This is a genomic window from Enterobacter sp. MGH 24 (genome assembly GCF_000493015.1).
Taxonomy (GTDB): domain Bacteria; phylum Pseudomonadota; class Gammaproteobacteria; order Enterobacterales; family Enterobacteriaceae; genus Enterobacter.
The window spans coordinates 2463737-2480329 of the sequence record NZ_KI535657.1 but is presented as its reverse complement, the minus strand read 5'-3'; the positions used below and the strand labels follow the sequence as shown (position 1 = coordinate 2480329).

16 protein-coding genes are annotated in these 16593 nt (G+C 55.3%); 13 read left to right on the top strand and 3 right to left on the bottom strand.

What is annotated here, in order from left to right; genetic code table 11:
* Window positions 1–121 precede the first annotated feature (121 nt).
* A complete protein-coding gene (bolA, locus tag L370_RS10230) occupies window positions 122–439 on the bottom strand; it encodes a transcriptional regulator BolA (RefSeq protein WP_021241655.1) in 318 nt (105 codons plus the stop codon).
* A 305-nt stretch (window positions 440–744) separates the two neighbouring features.
* On the opposite strand from bolA, the gene L370_RS10235 reads away from it, so the two are divergent.
* The 8 genes from L370_RS10235 (at window position 745) to L370_RS10270 (ending at window position 9682) form a co-directional block, all read left to right on the top strand.
* On the top strand, window positions 745–1323 hold the full coding sequence (locus L370_RS10235) for a lipoprotein (protein ID WP_014882772.1): 579 nt from the start codon (window positions 745–747) through the stop codon (window positions 1321–1323).
* A gap of 46 nt (window positions 1324–1369) precedes the next feature.
* Window positions 1370–2845: a muropeptide MFS transporter AmpG gene (ampG, locus tag L370_RS10240; RefSeq protein WP_023334704.1), complete on the top strand. Its 1476-nt coding sequence runs from the start codon at window positions 1370–1372 to the stop codon at window positions 2843–2845.
* A 477-nt stretch (window positions 2846–3322) separates the two neighbouring features.
* Entirely contained in the window at window positions 3323–4270 is a 948-nt protein-coding gene (gene cyoA / locus L370_RS10245) for a cytochrome o ubiquinol oxidase subunit II (RefSeq protein ID WP_014882770.1), read from the top strand.
* Between the two features lie 16 nt (window positions 4271–4286).
* Window positions 4287–6278, top strand: a complete 1992-nt coding sequence (cyoB, locus tag L370_RS10250; RefSeq protein WP_014168864.1) for a cytochrome o ubiquinol oxidase subunit I — start codon at window positions 4287–4289, stop codon at window positions 6276–6278.
* The gene (locus L370_RS10255; protein WP_023334703.1) at window positions 6268–6882 is read left to right on the top strand and encodes a cytochrome o ubiquinol oxidase subunit III; all 615 of its coding nucleotides are present in this window, start codon (window positions 6268–6270) and stop codon (window positions 6880–6882) included. The genes cyoB and L370_RS10255 overlap by 11 nt, the downstream gene beginning before the upstream one ends.
* The gene (locus L370_RS10260; RefSeq protein WP_006176899.1) at window positions 6882–7208 is read left to right on the top strand and encodes a cytochrome o ubiquinol oxidase subunit IV; all 327 of its coding nucleotides are present in this window, start codon (window positions 6882–6884) and stop codon (window positions 7206–7208) included. The genes L370_RS10255 and L370_RS10260 overlap by 1 nt, the downstream gene beginning before the upstream one ends.
* 11 nt (window positions 7209–7219) lie before the next feature.
* Window positions 7220–8107 (top strand): heme o synthase, encoded by an 888-nt coding sequence (cyoE, locus tag L370_RS10265; protein WP_013095848.1) that lies wholly within the window; start codon window positions 7220–7222, stop codon window positions 8105–8107.
* Between the two features lie 213 nt (window positions 8108–8320).
* Window positions 8321–9682 (top strand): MFS transporter, encoded by a 1362-nt coding sequence (locus L370_RS10270; RefSeq protein ID WP_023334702.1) that lies wholly within the window; start codon window positions 8321–8323, stop codon window positions 9680–9682.
* Window positions 9683–9712: 30 nt separating this feature from the next.
* Here L370_RS10270 and L370_RS10275 read toward each other — a convergent pair whose 3' ends face one another.
* Window positions 9713–10204, bottom strand: a complete 492-nt coding sequence (locus L370_RS10275; RefSeq protein WP_023334701.1) for a YajQ family cyclic di-GMP-binding protein — start codon at window positions 10202–10204, stop codon at window positions 9713–9715.
* Between the two features lie 121 nt (window positions 10205–10325).
* Between L370_RS10275 and panE the strand changes: the two genes are divergently transcribed.
* Both panE and yajL read left to right on the top strand, forming a co-directional pair.
* Window positions 10326–11237: a 2-dehydropantoate 2-reductase gene (gene panE / locus L370_RS10280; RefSeq protein WP_023334700.1), complete on the top strand. Its 912-nt coding sequence runs from the start codon at window positions 10326–10328 to the stop codon at window positions 11235–11237.
* The gene (yajL, locus tag L370_RS10285; RefSeq protein WP_023334699.1) at window positions 11200–11793 is read left to right on the top strand and encodes a protein deglycase YajL; all 594 of its coding nucleotides are present in this window, start codon (window positions 11200–11202) and stop codon (window positions 11791–11793) included. Before panE ends, yajL begins: the two co-directional genes overlap by 38 nt.
* 120 nt (window positions 11794–11913) lie before the next feature.
* Here the strand turns inward: yajL and thiI are convergent, their stop codons facing one another.
* The gene (gene thiI / locus L370_RS10290) at window positions 11914–13362 is read right to left on the bottom strand and encodes a tRNA uracil 4-sulfurtransferase ThiI (RefSeq protein ID WP_023334698.1); all 1449 of its coding nucleotides are present in this window, start codon (window positions 13360–13362) and stop codon (window positions 11914–11916) included.
* 191 nt (window positions 13363–13553) lie between these two features.
* On the opposite strand from thiI, the gene xseB reads away from it, so the two are divergent.
* From xseB to dxs, 3 genes are read left to right on the top strand one after another with little or no spacing between them, the layout of a single operon-like run.
* Entirely contained in the window at window positions 13554–13796 is a 243-nt protein-coding gene (xseB, locus tag L370_RS10295) for an exodeoxyribonuclease VII small subunit (RefSeq protein WP_008503331.1), read from the top strand.
* Window positions 13797–14696, top strand: a complete 900-nt coding sequence (gene ispA / locus L370_RS10300; RefSeq protein WP_023334697.1) for a (2E,6E)-farnesyl diphosphate synthase — start codon at window positions 13797–13799, stop codon at window positions 14694–14696.
* Between the two features lie 24 nt (window positions 14697–14720).
* A complete protein-coding gene (gene dxs / locus L370_RS10305; RefSeq protein ID WP_023334696.1) occupies window positions 14721–16583 on the top strand; it encodes a 1-deoxy-D-xylulose-5-phosphate synthase in 1863 nt (620 codons plus the stop codon).
* Window positions 16584–16593: the final 10 nt, after the last annotated feature.

Sequence of the window (16593 nt, the reverse complement as noted above, 5' to 3'; positions counted from 1 at the left end):
TTAGCCTTAAAATCGCACCATCCGCTCAAAACTCAGACAAAACAAAACGGCCCGGAGGCCGTTTTGAGGAAATCTGTAAGCAACATACTGGAAAAGCTCCAGCCGTTGCAAATCCGATTTATCAGGCGATAGTGCCTGCACCGCGACAGGGCGGCGATGCGAAAACCGTATCCTGCAAGCCTTCCCATTCCTTAATGGTGTAGGTATGCAGTGCCAGCGCATGCACGGTCGTGGAGAGTTCTTCCGTCAAGGTGCTGTAGATCAAGCGGTGTCGATTCAGGAAACGTTCTCCCGTGAAGCGATCGCTAACCAGAACCACTTTAAAGTGGCTTTCAGAACCTGCCGGTACGTTATGACGATAGCTTTCGTCGACGACTTCGAGGAACACAGGGTTGAACGCTGCCCTTAATTTATCTTCTATATGCTCACGTATCATCATGAAATTACTCCTCCGACAACGCCAGGATGTCACCCATCCCTTTAAATGTTAGCCGCTTTTACCGTTTCCATTACACCTTGACAACAAATATTTAGCTTTCGTCTGATTTTCTCATTCAAACGAATGAAGTTCACTGTGAGACTCATGCGTTTTGTCATACACGGATTGGGAAAAACGGTGAATTGGTCAGTTTTCGGACAAGGCGATGAATTTACATGCGTTGACCACTTCCCCTCGCCGTTGGCGATGTTATGATGGCGACAATTTTTCTCTTTATATGCTTACGATTCGTTGAGAACCCGAAAATGTTAAAAAAACTCTTCTTTCCGTTGGTAGCCCTATTTATGCTGGCAGGCTGCGCTACCCCGCCAACCACTATTGATGTCTCACCAAAAATCACCCTGCCTCAGCAGGACCCAAGCCTGATGGGCGTTACTGTGAGCATTAACGGTGCCGATCAGCGTCAGGACCAGGCGCTGGCAAAAGTGACCCGCGATAACCAGCAGGTTACCCTCACCGCGTCCCGCGACCTGCGCTTCCTGCTCCAGGAAGTGCTGGAGAAACAGATGACCGCTCGCGGCTACATGATTGGCCCAAGCGGCGCGGTCGATCTGCAGATCATCGTGAACAACCTGTACGCTGACGTGTCTCAGGGCAACGTGCGCTACAACATCGCGACTAAAGCGGATATCGCCATCATTGCCACCGCGAAGAATGGCAACAAGATGACCAAAAACTACCGCGCCAGCTACTCTGTTGAGGGTGCGTTCCAGGCATCGAATAAAAATATTGCTGATGCGGTTAACAGCGTGCTGACGGATACCATTTCCGACATGGCGCAGGACACCAGCATTCACGACTTCATCAAACAGAACGCGCGTTAATCCCGCTCTCTGACCCGGTGTATCACCGGGTCAGTTTTATAAAAACATGTCCAGCCATTACTTACGCATTTTCCAGCAACCGAAATCAGCGATTCTGCTGATCCTCGGCTTCGCCTCGGGTTTACCCCTCGCACTCACTTCCGGCACGCTTCAGGCGTGGATGACGGTTGAGAACATCGATCTTAAAACCATCGGTTTCTTCTCGCTTGTGGGCCAGGCCTATGTCTTTAAGTTCCTGTGGTCTCCGGTCATGGATCGCTATACGCCGCCTTTCCTCGGGCGTCGGCGCGGCTGGTTAGTGATGACGCAGATCCTGCTGCTACTGGCCATTGCGGCGATGGGTTTTCTTGAGCCCGCCACGCAGCTACGCTGGATGGCCGCGCTTGCGGTGGTGATAGCCTTCTGCTCCGCCTCTCAGGATATCGTATTCGACGCCTGGAAGACGGATGTGTTACCTGCGGAAGAGCGTGGCGCCGGTGCGGCAATCAGCGTGCTGGGCTACCGCCTCGGGATGCTGGTTTCCGGCGGGCTGGCGCTGTGGCTCGCCGACCGTTACCTCGGCTGGCAGGGCATGTACTGGCTGATGGCCGCCCTGCTGATCCCCTGCATTATCGCGACGCTGTTCGCGCCCGAACCGAGTGATGTCATCCCGGTTCCCCGCTCGCTGGAGCAGGCGGTCGCCGAACCGCTACGCGACTTTTTTGGCCGCAACAACGCCTGGCTGATCCTGTTGCTCATCGTCCTTTATAAGCTGGGCGATGCCTTTGCCATGAGCCTGACCACCACCTTCCTGATCCGGGGTGTCGGTTTTGACGCCGGTGAAGTGGGCGTGGTGAATAAAACGCTGGGGCTGTTTGCGACCATCGTCGGCGCACTGTATGGCGGCGTGCTGATGCAGCGTCTGACGCTGTTTCGCGCGCTGCTGATTTTCGGCATCCTTCAGGGCGCCTCTAACGCAGGCTACTGGCTGCTGTCGATTACCGACAAACATACGATCAGCATGGCCGCGGCGGTGTTCTTCGAAAACCTCTGCGGCGGTATGGGCACCGCGGCGTTTGTCGCTCTGCTGATGACCCTGTGCAACAAATCATTTTCTGCTACCCAGTTCGCGCTGCTCTCGGCGCTCTCCGCCGTTGGCCGCGTGTACGTGGGCCCAATTGCCGGCTGGTTCGTGGAAGCCCACGGCTGGCCAACATTTTATCTCTTTTCAGTCGTGGCTGCCGTGCCGGGAATTTTATTGCTGCTGGTCTGCCGTCAGACGCTGGAATATACCCAGCGGACCGAACACTTTATGCCGCGAACCGAATATCACCGCGCCTACCGTTTTGCGTTACGTCTGTTAATGGTGGGCTGCGCTGCTCTGGCACTCTGGCTTGTGGTGCTTATTCTTAATGCCAGCACGTCACTCGCACTTCCCATAGAAGCCCTGCTGCTGGACGTCGGAGCCCTGCTGGCTATCGCCGGGATCCTGACAGGGGGTCTGCTCGATTTCATGGCGTTGCGTAAAACGCAGATGACCTGAAGAAAAATGCGAAAGGTTATTTCCCGTTGTAATCACCAAGCGAAATTATAACGGCGAAATAGCCACCACCCGCTAAAAAAATATTTGTTGTTTTGTGCGGGATAGGATTTGGAAATTATTGGCTCCCATTCCAAAACGCTATTTTTCATTAAACGATTCAGCATACGAGAGTTTGATTTTTCGTTTTTTAGATGTCTTTTTATTGATAATTAATTGTTAATTTTTTGTTTATTTTTAACAATGGTTATACCAATTGCCCCTTTTAGGGTATGCTTGGGGGTCCTTTCGTTATAAAGCCCGCGCCATGCGGCTTCGGTCATAAAAACCGACATAATTTGCAACACTTGTGACACGTGCGGCAGAACCCGGTAACACCTTCCTGACACAGGCCTAATGATGTTTACAGTAATGTAACCTTCCCGTAAAATGCCCGCACACTTTAAACGCCACCAGACTCCGTGGAATTGAGGTCGTTAAATGAGACTCGGGAAATACAATAAAAGTTTGGGATGGTTGTCATTATTCGCGGGCACTGTATTACTCAGTGGCTGCGATTCTGCACTACTAGACCCCAAAGGACAGATTGGACTGGAACAACGTTCACTGATATTGACGGCTTTTGGCCTGATGTTGATTGTGGTTATTCCTGCCATTTTGATGGCTGTTGGTTTCGCCTGGAAGTATCGTGCGAGCAATAAAGATGCGAAGTATAGCCCTAACTGGTCACACTCCAATAAAGTGGAAGCTGTGGTCTGGACGGTACCTATTCTGATCATCCTGTTCCTTGCCGTACTGACCTGGAAAACCACTCACGCACTTGAGCCAAGCAAACCGCTGGTTCACGATGAGAAACCTATTACCATTGAAGTGGTCTCCATGGACTGGAAATGGTTCTTCATCTATCCAGAGCAGGGTATTGCTACCGTGAATGAAATCGCCTTCCCGGCGAACACTCCGGTTCAGTTCAAAGTGACCTCCAACTCCGTAATGAACTCCTTCTTCATCCCACGTCTGGGTAGCCAGATTTACGCGATGGCCGGAATGCAGACCAACCTGCACCTGATCGCGAATGAAGCAGGCACCTATGATGGTATCTCCGCCAGCTATAGCGGCCCGGGCTTCTCAGGTATGAAGTTCAAAGCTATTGCGACGCCAGACCGTGCCGCTTTCGACCAGTGGGTTGAAAAAGCGAAGCAGTCTCCAAACACCATGTCTGACATGGCGGCGTTCGAAAAAGTGGCTGCACCAAGCGAATACAACAAGGTGGAGTACTTCTCTAATGTGAAACCAGATTTGTTCAAAGACGTTATTGGCAAATTTATGGATCACGGCAAGAGCATGGACATGACCCAGCCTGAAGGCGAGCACAGCGCGCACGAAGGTATGGAAGGCATGGACATGAGCCACGCGGAAACCGCTCACTAAGGGGCCGAGGAAGAAAATGTTCGGAAAATTGACACTGGATGCAGTGCCCTACCATGAACCGATTATCGTGGTTACGGTGGCTGCAATTATCATTGGTGGCGCGGCCTTACTGGCCCTGATCACTTACTTCGGTAAGTGGAGCTACCTGTGGAACGAGTGGCTGACTTCGGTTGACCACAAAAAACTCGGTATCATGTACTGCATCGTCGGTATCGTCATGTTAATTCGTGGCTTTGCGGATGCGATCATGATGCGTAGCCAGCAGGCGCTCGCTTCTGCGGGTGAAGCCGGCTTCCTGCCGCCGCACCACTACGATCAGATCTTTACCGCCCACGGCGTTATCATGATCTTCTTCGTGGCGATGCCGCTGGTTATCGGTCTGATGAACGTTGTCGTTCCGCTGCAAATCGGCGCGCGCGACGTGGCGTTCCCGTTCCTGAACAACCTGAGCTTCTGGTTCACGGTTGTCGGCGTTATCCTGGTTAACCTGTCACTGGGTGTGGGCGAATTCGCGCAGACCGGCTGGCTGGCTTACCCGCCGCTGTCAGGAATTGAGTACAGTCCGGGCGTTGGCGTCGACTACTGGATTTGGGCGCTTCAGCTCTCCGGTGTCGGTACTACCCTGACCGGTATCAACTTCTTCGTGACCATTATCAAGATGCGTGCCCCTGGCATGACCATGTTCAAGATGCCGGTATTTACCTGGGCATCTCTGTGCGCCAACATCCTGATTATTGCCTCCTTCCCAATTCTGACCGTCACCATCGCGCTGCTGACCCTGGACCGCTATCTGGGCACCCATTTCTTCACGAATGATATGGGTGGCAACATGATGATGTACATCAACCTGATTTGGGCCTGGGGTCACCCGGAAGTGTACATTCTGGTTCTGCCTGTCTTCGGTGTGTTCTCCGAAATCGCGGCAACCTTCTCGCGTAAACGTCTGTTTGGTTACACCTCTCTGGTGTGGGCAACCGTGTGTATTACCGTTCTGTCGTTCATCGTTTGGCTGCACCACTTCTTCACCATGGGTGCGGGCGCGAACGTAAACGCCTTCTTCGGTATTACCACCATGATTATCGCAATCCCTACCGGGGTGAAGATCTTCAACTGGCTGTTCACCATGTATCAGGGCCGTATCGTGTTCCACTCAGCAATGCTGTGGACCATCGGCTTCATCGTGACCTTCTCCGTAGGTGGGATGACCGGCGTACTGCTGGCGGTACCGGGTGCTGACTTCGTTCTGCACAACAGTCTGTTCCTGATTGCGCACTTCCATAACGTTATCATCGGTGGCGTGGTCTTCGGCTGCTTCGCTGGCGTAACCTACTGGTGGCCAAAAGCGTTCGGCTTCACGCTGAACGAGAAATGGGGTAAACGCGCGTTCTGGTTCTGGATCATCGGCTTCTTCGTGGCATTTATGCCGCTGTACGTGCTGGGCTTCATGGGTATGACCCGTCGTCTGAGCCAGCAGATCGATCCGCAGTTCCACCCAATGCTGATGGTTGCAGCGGGCGGCGCCGTGCTGATTGCCTGTGGTATCGCGTCTCAGCTGATTCAGTTCTACGTGTCTATTCGCGACCGCGACCAGAACCGTGACCTGACTGGTGACCCATGGGGTGGCCGTACGCTGGAGTGGGCAACCTCTTCTCCACCTCCTTTCTATAACTTTGCCATCGTGCCGCAGGTTCATGAACGCGACGCATTCTGGGAAATGAAAGAGAAAGGTGAAGCGTACAAGCAACCAGCTCATTACGAAGAAATCCACATGCCGAAAAACAGCGGTGCGGGCATTGTCATTGCCGCCTTCGCAACGGTATTTGGTTTCGCAATGATCTGGCACATCTGGTGGATGGCGATTGTTGGCTTCGCCGGCATCGTGATCAGCTGGATTGTGAAGAGCTTTGACGAGGACGTGGACTACTACGTACCAGTCCGTGAAGTTGAGAAGCTGGAAAATCAGCATTTCGACGAGATTTCTAAAGCGGGGCTGAAAAATGGCAACTGATACTCTGGCGCACTCAACTGCCCACGCGCATGAGCATGCGCACCACGATACAGGACCGACCAAAGTCTTCGGTTTCTGGATCTACCTGATGAGCGACTGCATTCTGTTCTGCTGTCTGTTCGCGACCTATGCCGTTCTGGTGAACGGCACGGCGGGCGGCCCGGCTGGCAAGGACATCTTTGAACTGCCGTTCGTTCTGGTTGAAACCGCACTGCTGTTATTCAGCTCCATCACCTACGGCATGGCGGCTATCGCCATGTACAAAAACAACAAGAGCCAGGTTGTTTCCTGGCTGGCGTTGACCTGGCTGTTTGGTGCTGGATTTATCGGGATGGAAATCTATGAATTCCATCACCTGATTCTGGAAGGTTTCGGTCCGGATCGCAGTGGCTTCCTGTCCGCGTTCTTCGCGCTGGTCGGTACCCACGGTCTGCACGTCACCTCTGGTCTGATCTGGATGGCGGTACTGATGTTCCAGGTATCCCGTCGCGGCCTGACCAGCACTAACCGTACCCGTATCATGTGCCTGAGCCTGTTCTGGCACTTCCTGGACGTGGTGTGGATCTGTGTGTTCTCTGTTGTATATCTGATGGGGGCGATGTAATGAGTCATTCAAACGATCATGGCGCTTCCCACGGTAGCGTAAAAACCTACATGACAGGTTTCATCCTGTCGATCATCCTGACGGTGATCCCGTTCTGGATGGTGATGAGCGGTTCTGCGTCTAAACCGGTTATTCTGGGTGCAATCCTGGTGACCGCGGTGATTCAGATTCTGGTGCATCTGGTTTGCTTCCTGCACATGAACACCAAGTCCGATGAAGGCTGGAATATGACCGCCTTTATCTTTACCGTGATTATCATCGCTATCCTGGTAGTCGGTTCCATCTGGATTATGTGGAACCTCAACTACAACATGATGGTTCACTAAGAGCGGCGAGTATGTTTAAGCAATACCTGCAAGTAACGAAACCAGGCATCATCTTTGGCAACCTGATCTCCGTGATCGGAGGGTTCCTGCTGGCCTCTAAGGGCAGCATTGATTACACCCTCTTTATCTACACGCTGGTCGGTGTGTCACTGGTTGTTGCGTCCGGTTGTGTATTTAACAACTACATCGACATGGATATCGACAAGAAGATGGAAAGGACCAAAAATCGGGTGCTGGTGAAAGGCCTGATCGCCCCTTCCGTCTCGCTGGTGTACGCCACCTTGCTGGGTATTGCTGGCTTTATGCTGCTGTGGTTTGGTGCTAACCCGCTGGCCTGCTGGCTGGGGGTGATGGGGTTCGTGGTCTATGTGGGCGTCTACAGCCTGTATATGAAACGCCACTCCGTCTACGGCACGCTGATTGGTTCTCTCTCCGGCGCTGCGCCGCCGGTGATTGGCTACTGCGCGGTCACGAACGAGTTCGACAGCGGTGCGCTGATCCTGCTGGCTATCTTTAGCCTGTGGCAGATGCCGCACTCCTATGCCATCGCGATTTTCCGCTTTAAGGATTATCAGGCAGCGAACATTCCGGTTCTGCCGGTCGTGAAGGGCATTTCGGTTGCCAAGAACCACATCACGCTGTACATCATCGCCTTTGCCGTGGCAACGCTGATGCTCTCTCTGGGCGGTTACGCTGGATACAAATATCTGGCGGTAGCCGCTGCGGTGAGCGTCTGGTGGCTCGGTATGGCGCTGCGCGGTTACAAAGTGGAAGATGACAAAGTCTGGGCGCGCAAACTGTTTGTGTTCTCGATTGTGGCCATCACCTCGCTGTCCGTGATGATGTCCGTGGACTTCATGGTGCCAGATTCACACAACCTGCTGACTTACGTCTGGTAAGTGTGCTGAATTGAAAAAGCCAGGTTAATCACCTGGCTTTTTTTTTGCCCGGCGGCGCTACGCTTGCACGGGCCTACGGGATCGGTAGGTCGGGTAAGGCATCGCCGCCACCCGACGCGGTTTTGCACGATGGTAATATCTCTTAAACAAACACCTATTTACCGCAATTAACACCCCGCCTAAACTAGTGCCTGCTTTTGAACTGAGGTGGCAATGAACGATTATAAAATGACGCCAGGCGAGCTACGCGCGACCTGGGGTTTAGGGACTGTTTTCTCGCTACGGATGCTTGGCATGTTTATGGTCCTGCCTGTTCTGACCACGTACGGCATGGCGCTGCAGGGGGCCAGCGAAGCGCTGATTGGTCTGGCCATTGGCATCTACGGACTGGCGCAGGCGGTATTTCAGATCCCCTTTGGTCTGCTCTCAGACCGCGTTGGTCGTAAACCACTGATCGTCGGCGGGCTGCTGGTCTTTGTGCTCGGAAGCGTCATTGCCGCCCTCTCCCACTCCATTTGGGGGATTATTCTCGGTCGCGCTCTGCAGGGCTCCGGCGCGATTGCCGCCGCGGTGATGGCGCTGCTGTCCGACTTAACCCGCGAGCAGAACCGCACCAAGGCAATGGCCTTTATCGGCGTCAGCTTTGGCGTGACCTTTGCGATTGCGATGGTGCTGGGCCCCATCATTACGCACACGCTGGGTCTGCACGCCCTGTTCTGGATGATTGCCGTGCTGGCAACCATCGGTATTGCCTTAACCCTGTGGGTCGTGCCGGACAGCAAGAACCACGTTCTGAACCGTGAATCGGGGATGGTAAAAGGCTGCTTCAGCAAAGTGATTGTCGAGCCGCGCCTGCTGAAGCTGAACTTCGGCATCATGTGTCTGCACATTCTGCTGATGTCCACATTCGTTGCCCTGCCGGGCCAGCTTGCCGCGGCGGGTTTTCCGGCGGCTGAGCACTGGAAAATCTATCTGGTCACGATGCTGATTTCGTTTGTCTCCGTGGTGCCGTTCATTATCTACGCCGAAGTGAAGCGCAAAATGAAGCGCGTCTTCGTGGGCTGCGTGGCGGTCCTGCTGATTGCCGAAATTGTGCTCTGGGGCGCCGGCCCGCACTTCTGGGAACTGATTGCCGGCGTACAGCTGTTCTTCCTGGCCTTTAACCTGATGGAAGCGCTGCTGCCCTCGCTGATCAGCAAAGAGTCCCCCGCCGGGTATAAAGGCACCGCGATGGGCATCTACTCCACCAGCCAGTTTCTCGGCGTGGCGATCGGCGGCTCGCTCGGCGGCTGGGTGGATGGTCTGTTTGATTCACAAACCGTGTTTCTCGCCGGCGCGCTGTTGGCGACGGTATGGCTGCTGGTCGCCAGCACCATGAAAGAGCCGCGCTACGTGAGCAGCCTGCGGGTAGAAATCCCGGATGATGTGGAGATTAGCGATGCGCTGAAACAGCGTCTGGAAGCCAAAGAGGGTGTGACCGAGGTGCTTATTGTTCCTGAAGAACGCAGCGCTTACGTCAAAATAGACAGTAAAATGACCAACCGCTTCGAGGTCGAGCAGGCGCTCAAAGCGTAAAAAAAGCCCGGTTAAACCGGGCTTTTTATATTAATCGCGGAAGTTTTTAAACTGGAACGGTTGCCCCAGATCGCCGCCGCGCACCAGCGCCATTACGGACTGGAGGTCATCGCGGGACTTACCGGTCACACGAATTTCTTCGCCCTGGATCTGCGCCTGCACCTTCAGCTTGCTGTCTTTAATGAGCTTAACGATCTTCTTCTGCACCGCGCTCTCGATGCCCTGCTTCAGTTTGGCTTCAACAAACCAGTTTTTACCGCTGTGTACAAACTCTTCCGGCACGTCCAGAGACGTCCCTTCGATACCGCGCTTTAACAGCTTGGCGCGCAGAATGTCGAGCAGCTGATTCACCTGGAAATCAGACTCGCTCAGCACCTTAATGGTCTTATTTGCGTCGTTCAGCTCAAACGACGCCTCAACGCCACGAAAATCGAAACGTGACTCAACTTCGCGGGTTGCGTTCTCAACGCCGTTGCGAACTTCCTGGATATCAACTTCGGAAACAATATCGAAAGATGGCATCTTTTCTTCTCCCTTCACTTTTGTTGCGTTGCATAATACCCGCTACGAGGCATAACTCAACAGAAGCTTAGCTGTATAATTAAGCTGTAACACCTGGCGCAGTTGCAGGTGAGGAGGAACAATGAAAATTACGGTGCTCGGATGCGGAGCGCTTGGTCAGCTGTGGCTGACCGCGCTGTGCAAGCACGGACATGAGGTTCAGGGCTGGCTGCGCGTGCCCCAGCCCTATTGCAGTGTAAACCTGATTGGCGAAGACGGAAGCATCTTTAACGAATCCCTCACCGCGAACGATCCGGATTTCCTGGCGCAAAGCGACCTTTTACTGGTGACGCTCAAAGCGTGGCAGGTCTCAGACGCGGTAAAGACGCTGGCCGCGCAGCTCCCCCCCACTTCGCCCATACTGCTGCTGCATAACGGCATGGGGACCCTTGATGAGCTAAAAAGCGTCCCGCAGCCCCTGCTGATGGCGACAACCACGCACGCTGCCCGCCGCGATGGCAACATCATCGTGCATGTCGCCAGCGGCGTGACGCATATCGGCCCCGCCAGAACACAGGATGGCGACTACAGCTATCTGGCCGATGTGCTTCAAAAGGTGTTGCCGGACGTGGCCTGGCACAACAACATCCGCCCTCAGCTGTGGCGGAAGCTGGCGGTAAACTGCGTGATCAATCCGCTGACGGCGCTATGGAACTGCCCGAACGGGGAGCTGAAAAATCATCCGCAGGACGTTGCGACGCTGTGTGCGGAAGTCGCAGCGGTCGTTGAGCGGGAAGGCCTGCATACCTCAGCGGACGATTTGCGCTGCTATGTCGAGCAGGTCATTGAGAGTACCGCAGAAAACATCTCCTCGATGTTGCAGGACGTTCGGGCATTACGCCACACGGAGATCGACTACATCACCGGCTATCTGCTAAAACGCGCCCGCGCACACGGCATCGCCGTGCCGGAAAACGCCCGTCTGTATGACCTGGTTAAACGTAAGGAGAGTGAATATGAGCGCGTCAGCCCTGATCTGCCTCGCCCCTGGTAGCGAAGAGATGGAAGCGGTCACCACCATTGATTTGATGGTGCGCGGCGGCATTAAGGTCACCACCGCCAGCGTCGCCAGCGACGGCAGCCTGGCCGTCACCTGCTCACGCGGGGTGAAGCTCCTCGCGGATGCCCCCCTTGTTCAGGTGGCTGACGGCGATTACGACATCATCGTGCTGCCCGGCGGCTTAAAAGGCGCGGAATGTTTTCGCGACAGCCCGCTGCTGGTTGAGACCGTGCGTCAGTTTCACGTATCCGGCCGTATCGTCGCGGCTATCTGTGCCGCCGCCGGAACGGTTCTGGTTCCGCACGATATCTTCCCCATCGGCAATATGACAGGCTTCCCGGGGCTGAAGGATACGATCCCGGAAGAGCACTGGGTGGATAAACGCGTCGTCTGGGACCCGCGCGTCAACCTGCTGACCAGCCAGGGGCCAGGCACCGCGATTGATTTTGGCTTAAAGATTATTGACCTGCTGGTCGGGCGCGAGAAGGCGTACGAAGTGGCGTCGTCGCTGGTAATGCCGGCGGGAATTTATAATTACTATGAAGAGTAGTGCATAAAAAAAGCCGGGTGGCGCGAGGTAAAAGCAAAACGGCAACCAAAGGTTGCCGTTTTTAATGTTTGCGCCCTCTCCCCGTGGGAGAGGGTCGGGGTGAGGGCATCAGGCCGCACACTACGGGCGATACACCTTCACATTCGCAAAGCCCTGCTCGCGCAGATACAGCGCCTGCAGGCGGCTCATCACCCCGCGCTCGCACCACAGCAGATACGTTTTGCTCTTGTCGAGATCGCCAAATTTCGTGCTCAGCTTATAGAACGGCAGAGAAACCACCTCAACGCCTTCGACGTTCAGCGGGCTGGCGTCCTGTTCATCAATAGAACGAATATCCACAATCACATCGCTGTTACCAAAACCGCTGACGGTTTCAACTTCAACCACTTCCTGTTCGGTCTGCTGGGCAATCTCACGGATATCAATGTTGGAAGCTTCCTCCACCACTTTGTCCAGAATGGCAAAATCGAAGTTCTCTTCTTCCGCTTCGATCTTCGCCTTCACCGCTTTGACGGTCGGGCTTTTTGAGATCACGCCGCAGTATTCCGGCATGGTGCGGGCAAAATCTTCGGTGCCGATTTCGCGCGCCAGGTCGATGATGTGCTCTTTATCATGGGAGATCAGCGGACGCAGGATCAGCGTATCAGACACGTTGTCGATCAGACGCAGGTTGGTCAGCGTCTGGCTGGAAACCTGGCCCAGCGCTTCGCCGGTGACCAGCGCCTGCACGCCATAGCGTTCAGCCACTTTGGACGCCGCACGCACCATCATGCGCTTCAGCACCACGCCCATTTGGCCGTCGTCCACTTTTTCGAGGATTTCGCCGACCACGGGTTCGAAATTAATTGCCACGAAACGCACGCGGTGGGAGCTGCCGAAGCGGTTCCACAGGTAATGCGCGACCTGACGAACGCCGATTTCATGCGCCGCACCGCCCAGGTTGAAGAAGCAGTAGTGCACACGGCAGCCGCGACGCATCAGCATATAGCTGGAAACGCCGGAGTCGAAGCCGCCGGAGATCAGGGACAATACGTCTTCCTGGGTTCCGATCGGGAAGCCGCCGATACCTTCATAGCGCCCTTTCACCAGCAGCAGGCGATCGTTTTCGATCTCCAGATTGACGGTCACGTCCGGGTTGGTCAGGCGCACGCGCGCAGACTCGACGTGCTGGTTCAGACCGCCGCCCACGTAACGTTCCACTTCAATGGAGCTGAACTCGTGCTTGCCGCGACGCTTCACGCGCACGCAGAAGGTTTTGCCTTCGATCTGATCGCGGTACTGGACCAATGCTTTCTCGAAGATGTCGTGCATATCGCTGAACGGAACATCTTCCACTTCAAGGATATGGTGGATCCCCGGGATACGGGTCAGCGCGTCGCGAATATCCTGACGTTTGTTTTCGTCTTTGGCGCGCACTTCAACGTGGTCCCAGTGACGCACCACGGCGAGGGTTTCGTCGTAGTGCTTTAATACGTTACGAATGTTCCCGGTGAGAATTTTAATAAAGCGCAAACGCACAGATTGGCTTTTGATGGTGATTTCAGGGAACAATTTAATGATAAACTTCATGGCGGCAATGTTTCTTAGGCAAGCGTGTTAAGGCTTGTAATGGAAAAGAGTACAGCAGCCCACACCCGTGGCTGCATCCAGGCGCGCAAGTATACCACCATCGCGCCGCTCCTGTGCACATTGCGCGTTATTTGATAATTGCCCTGAGTCCGTTACCATGTCGGGGCTGAGAATATAAGAGTCAATTCACTATGCCGAAGAAGAACGACGCACCGGCCAGTTTCGAAACTGCGCTGAGTGAACTGGAGCAAATTGTTACCCGCCTCGAGAGCGGCGATCTCCCGCTGGAAGAGGCGCTCAACGAATTCGAGCGTGGCGTGCAGCTGGCGCGCCAGGGGCAGGTCAAACTGCAGCAGGCCGAACAGCGCGTGCAGATCCTGCTTTCCGACAGCGAAGACGCGAAAACCACGCCTTTCACACCGGACGCCGAGTAAATGGATTTTGCCAATGAGCTTCAGGCGCGTGTCGTACGCGCCAACGACGCCCTGCGCCGTTTTATTGCGCCACAGCCTTTTCAGAACACTCCACTGGTTGAAGCCATGCACTATGGCGCACTCTTGGGTGGAAAGCGCCTGCGCCCGTTCCTGGTGTACGCCACAGGCAATATGTTTGGTATCAGCGATAACACGCTGGACGCCCCGGCAGCCGCCGTTGAGTGCATCCACGCCTACTCGCTGATCCACGACGATCTCCCGGCCATGGACGACGACGATTTGCGTCGGGGTCAACCCACCTGCCATATCAAGTTTGGCGAGGCGAATGCCATTCTGGCGGGTGATGCCCTGCAAACGCTGGCGTTCTCGATTCTGAGCGACGCGCCGATGGCGGAAGTGGCCGACCGCGACCGCCTGGCGATGATCTCCGAACTGGCAATGGCCAGCGGCGTGGCCGGCATGTGCGGCGGACAGGCACTGGATCTTGAAGCGGAAGGACGTCAGGTTAATCTGGAACAGCTCGAGCGTATTCATCGCCATAAAACCGGGGCATTGATTCGTTCCGCCGTTCGCCTGGGCGCGCTGAGCGCGGGTGAACAAGGGCGCAAAGCCCTGCCGATTCTGGACAGATACGCAGAAAGTATCGGTCTGGCATTCCAGGTTCAGGATGACATTCTGGATGTGGTGGGCGATACTGCAACATTGGGTAAACGTCAGGGTGCGGACCAGCAGCTTGGCAAAAGTACCTACCCCGCCCTGCTGGGCCTTGAGCAAGCCCAACGTAAAGCCCGGGATCTGATTGACGATGCCCGCCAGTCGCTAAATAAACTGGCCGCGCAATCGCTGGATACCTCGGCACTGGAAGCGCTAGCGGACTATATAATCCAGCGTAATAAATAAACTATATATCTCGATGAGCCTTTGATGAGTTTTGATATTGCCAAATACCCGACACTGGCGTTAGTTGACTCCACCCAGGAGTTACGTCTGTTGCCGAAAGAGAGCCTGCCGAAGCTGTGCGACGAGCTGCGTCGCTACCTGCTCGACAGCGTAAGCCGCTCCAGCGGCCATTTCGCCTCCGGGCTTGGCACGGTAGAGCTGACCGTGGCGCTTCACTATGTCTATAACACGCCGTTCGATCAGCTCATCTGGGACGTGGGCCATCAGGCTTATCCGCACAAAATTCTGACCGGACGTCGCGATAAAATTGGCACCATTCGTCAGAAAGGCGGCCTGCACCCGTTCCCGTGGCGCGGTGAGAGCGAGTATGACGTGCTGAGCGTCGGCCACTCCTCCACCTCGATTTCTGCGGGCATCGGTATTGCCGTTGCCGCCGAAAAAGAGAACAAGCAGCGCCGCACCGTCTGCGTGATTGGCGACGGCGCCATCACCGCAGGGATGGCCTTTGAAGCCATGAACCATGCGGGCGACATCAAGCCGGACATGCTGGTTATCCTTAACGATAACGAAATGTCGATCTCCGAGAACGTCGGCGCGCTGAACAACCATCTGGCACAGCTGCTCTCCGGCAAGCTTTACTCTTCGCTGCGTGAAGGCGGCAAGAAAGTCTTCTCCGGCGTACCGCCGATCAAAGAGCTGCTCAAGCGTACCGAAGAGCACATCAAAGGCATGGTCGTGCCGGGAACCCTGTTTGAAGAGCTGGGCTTTAACTATATCGGCCCGGTTGACGGCCATGACGTGCTGGGTCTGGTGACCACGCTCAAGAACATGCGTGACCTGAAAGGCCCGCAGTTCCTGCATATCATGACCAAAAAAGGGCGTGGCTACGAACCGGCGGAAAAAGATCCGATTACCTTCCACGCGGTACCGAAATTTGACCCGTCCAGCGGCTGTCTGCCAAAAAGCAGCGGCGGCATGCCGAGCTATTCAAAAATCTTCGGCGACTGGCTGTGCGAAACCGCCGCAAAAGACAATAAGCTGATGGCGGTGACGCCTGCCATGCGTGAAGGCTCAGGCATGGTGGAGTTCTCCAGAAAATACCCTGACCAGTATTTCGACGTGGCCATTGCCGAGCAGCACGCGGTGACGTTTGCAGCGGGCCTGGCGATCGGCGGCTACAAACCGGTTGTCGCTATCTATTCCACCTTCCTGCAGCGCGCCTACGATCAGGTGATCCACGACGTGGCGATCCAGAAGCTGCCGGTGCTGTTTGCTATCGATCGTGCGGGCATCGTCGGTGCCGACGGCCAGACGCACCAGGGCGCGTTTGACCTGTCGTTCCTGCGCTGTATCCCGGACATGGTCATCATGACGCCCAGCGACGAGAACGAATGTCGTCAGATGTTGTTTACCGGCTACCACTATCAGGATGGCCCTAGCGCGGTTCGCTACCCGCGCGGCAATGCGGTGGGCGTTGAGCTGCAGCCGCTGGAGAAGCTGGCGATCGGTAAAGGTCTGGTCAAACGTCGCGGTGAAAAAGTGGCGATTCTTAACTTCGGCACGCTGATGCCGGAGGCCGCGAAAGTGGCTGAAACGCTGAATGCCACCCTGGTGGACATGCGCTTTGTGAAGCCGCTCGACGACTCTCTGATCCTGAGTATGGCTGAGACCCATGACGTGCTGGTCACGCTGGAAGAGAACGCGATTATGGGCGGTGCGGGCAGCGGCGTGAACGAGGTGCTGGTGGCAAACCGTAAAGCCGTGCCGGTGCTGAACCTCGGCCTGCCGGATCATTTCATTCCTCAGGGTACCCAGGATGAAGCCCGTGCGGCGATTGGCCTGGACGCCGCCGGTATCGAAGCCAAAATCCGCGCCTGGCTGGACTGACCCCTTCCCT

Bases quoted from the DNA above. Each gene is read 5' to 3' on its own strand.
- L370_RS10260 (WP_006176899.1), top strand. From the start codon at position 6,882: ATGAGTCATTCAAACGATCATGGCGCTTCCCACGGTAGCGTAAAAACC.
- L370_RS10270 (WP_023334702.1), top strand. From the start codon at position 8,321: ATGAACGATTATAAAATGACGCCAGGCGAGCTACGCGCGACCTGGGGT.
- L370_RS10235 (WP_014882772.1), top strand. From the start codon at position 745: ATGTTAAAAAAACTCTTCTTTCCGTTGGTAGCCCTATTTATGCTGGCA.
- cyoE (WP_013095848.1), top strand. From the start codon at position 7,220: ATGTTTAAGCAATACCTGCAAGTAACGAAACCAGGCATCATCTTTGGC.
- dxs (WP_023334696.1), top strand. From the start codon at position 14,721: ATGAGTTTTGATATTGCCAAATACCCGACACTGGCGTTAGTTGACTCC.
- cyoB (WP_014168864.1), top strand. From the start codon at position 4,287: ATGTTCGGAAAATTGACACTGGATGCAGTGCCCTACCATGAACCGATT.
- yajL (WP_023334699.1), top strand. From the start codon at position 11,200: ATGAGCGCGTCAGCCCTGATCTGCCTCGCCCCTGGTAGCGAAGAGATG.
- bolA (WP_021241655.1), bottom strand. From the start codon at position 439: ATGATGATACGTGAGCATATAGAAGATAAATTAAGGGCAGCGTTCAAC.
- panE (WP_023334700.1), top strand. From the start codon at position 10,326: ATGAAAATTACGGTGCTCGGATGCGGAGCGCTTGGTCAGCTGTGGCTG.
- L370_RS10275 (WP_023334701.1), bottom strand. From the start codon at position 10,204: ATGCCATCTTTCGATATTGTTTCCGAAGTTGATATCCAGGAAGTTCGC.
- ispA (WP_023334697.1), top strand. From the start codon at position 13,797: ATGGATTTTGCCAATGAGCTTCAGGCGCGTGTCGTACGCGCCAACGAC.
- cyoA (WP_014882770.1), top strand. From the start codon at position 3,323: ATGAGACTCGGGAAATACAATAAAAGTTTGGGATGGTTGTCATTATTC.
- xseB (WP_008503331.1), top strand. From the start codon at position 13,554: ATGCCGAAGAAGAACGACGCACCGGCCAGTTTCGAAACTGCGCTGAGT.
- thiI (WP_023334698.1), bottom strand. From the start codon at position 13,362: ATGAAGTTTATCATTAAATTGTTCCCTGAAATCACCATCAAAAGCCAA.
- L370_RS10255 (WP_023334703.1), top strand. From the start codon at position 6,268: ATGGCAACTGATACTCTGGCGCACTCAACTGCCCACGCGCATGAGCAT.
- ampG (WP_023334704.1), top strand. From the start codon at position 1,370: ATGTCCAGCCATTACTTACGCATTTTCCAGCAACCGAAATCAGCGATT.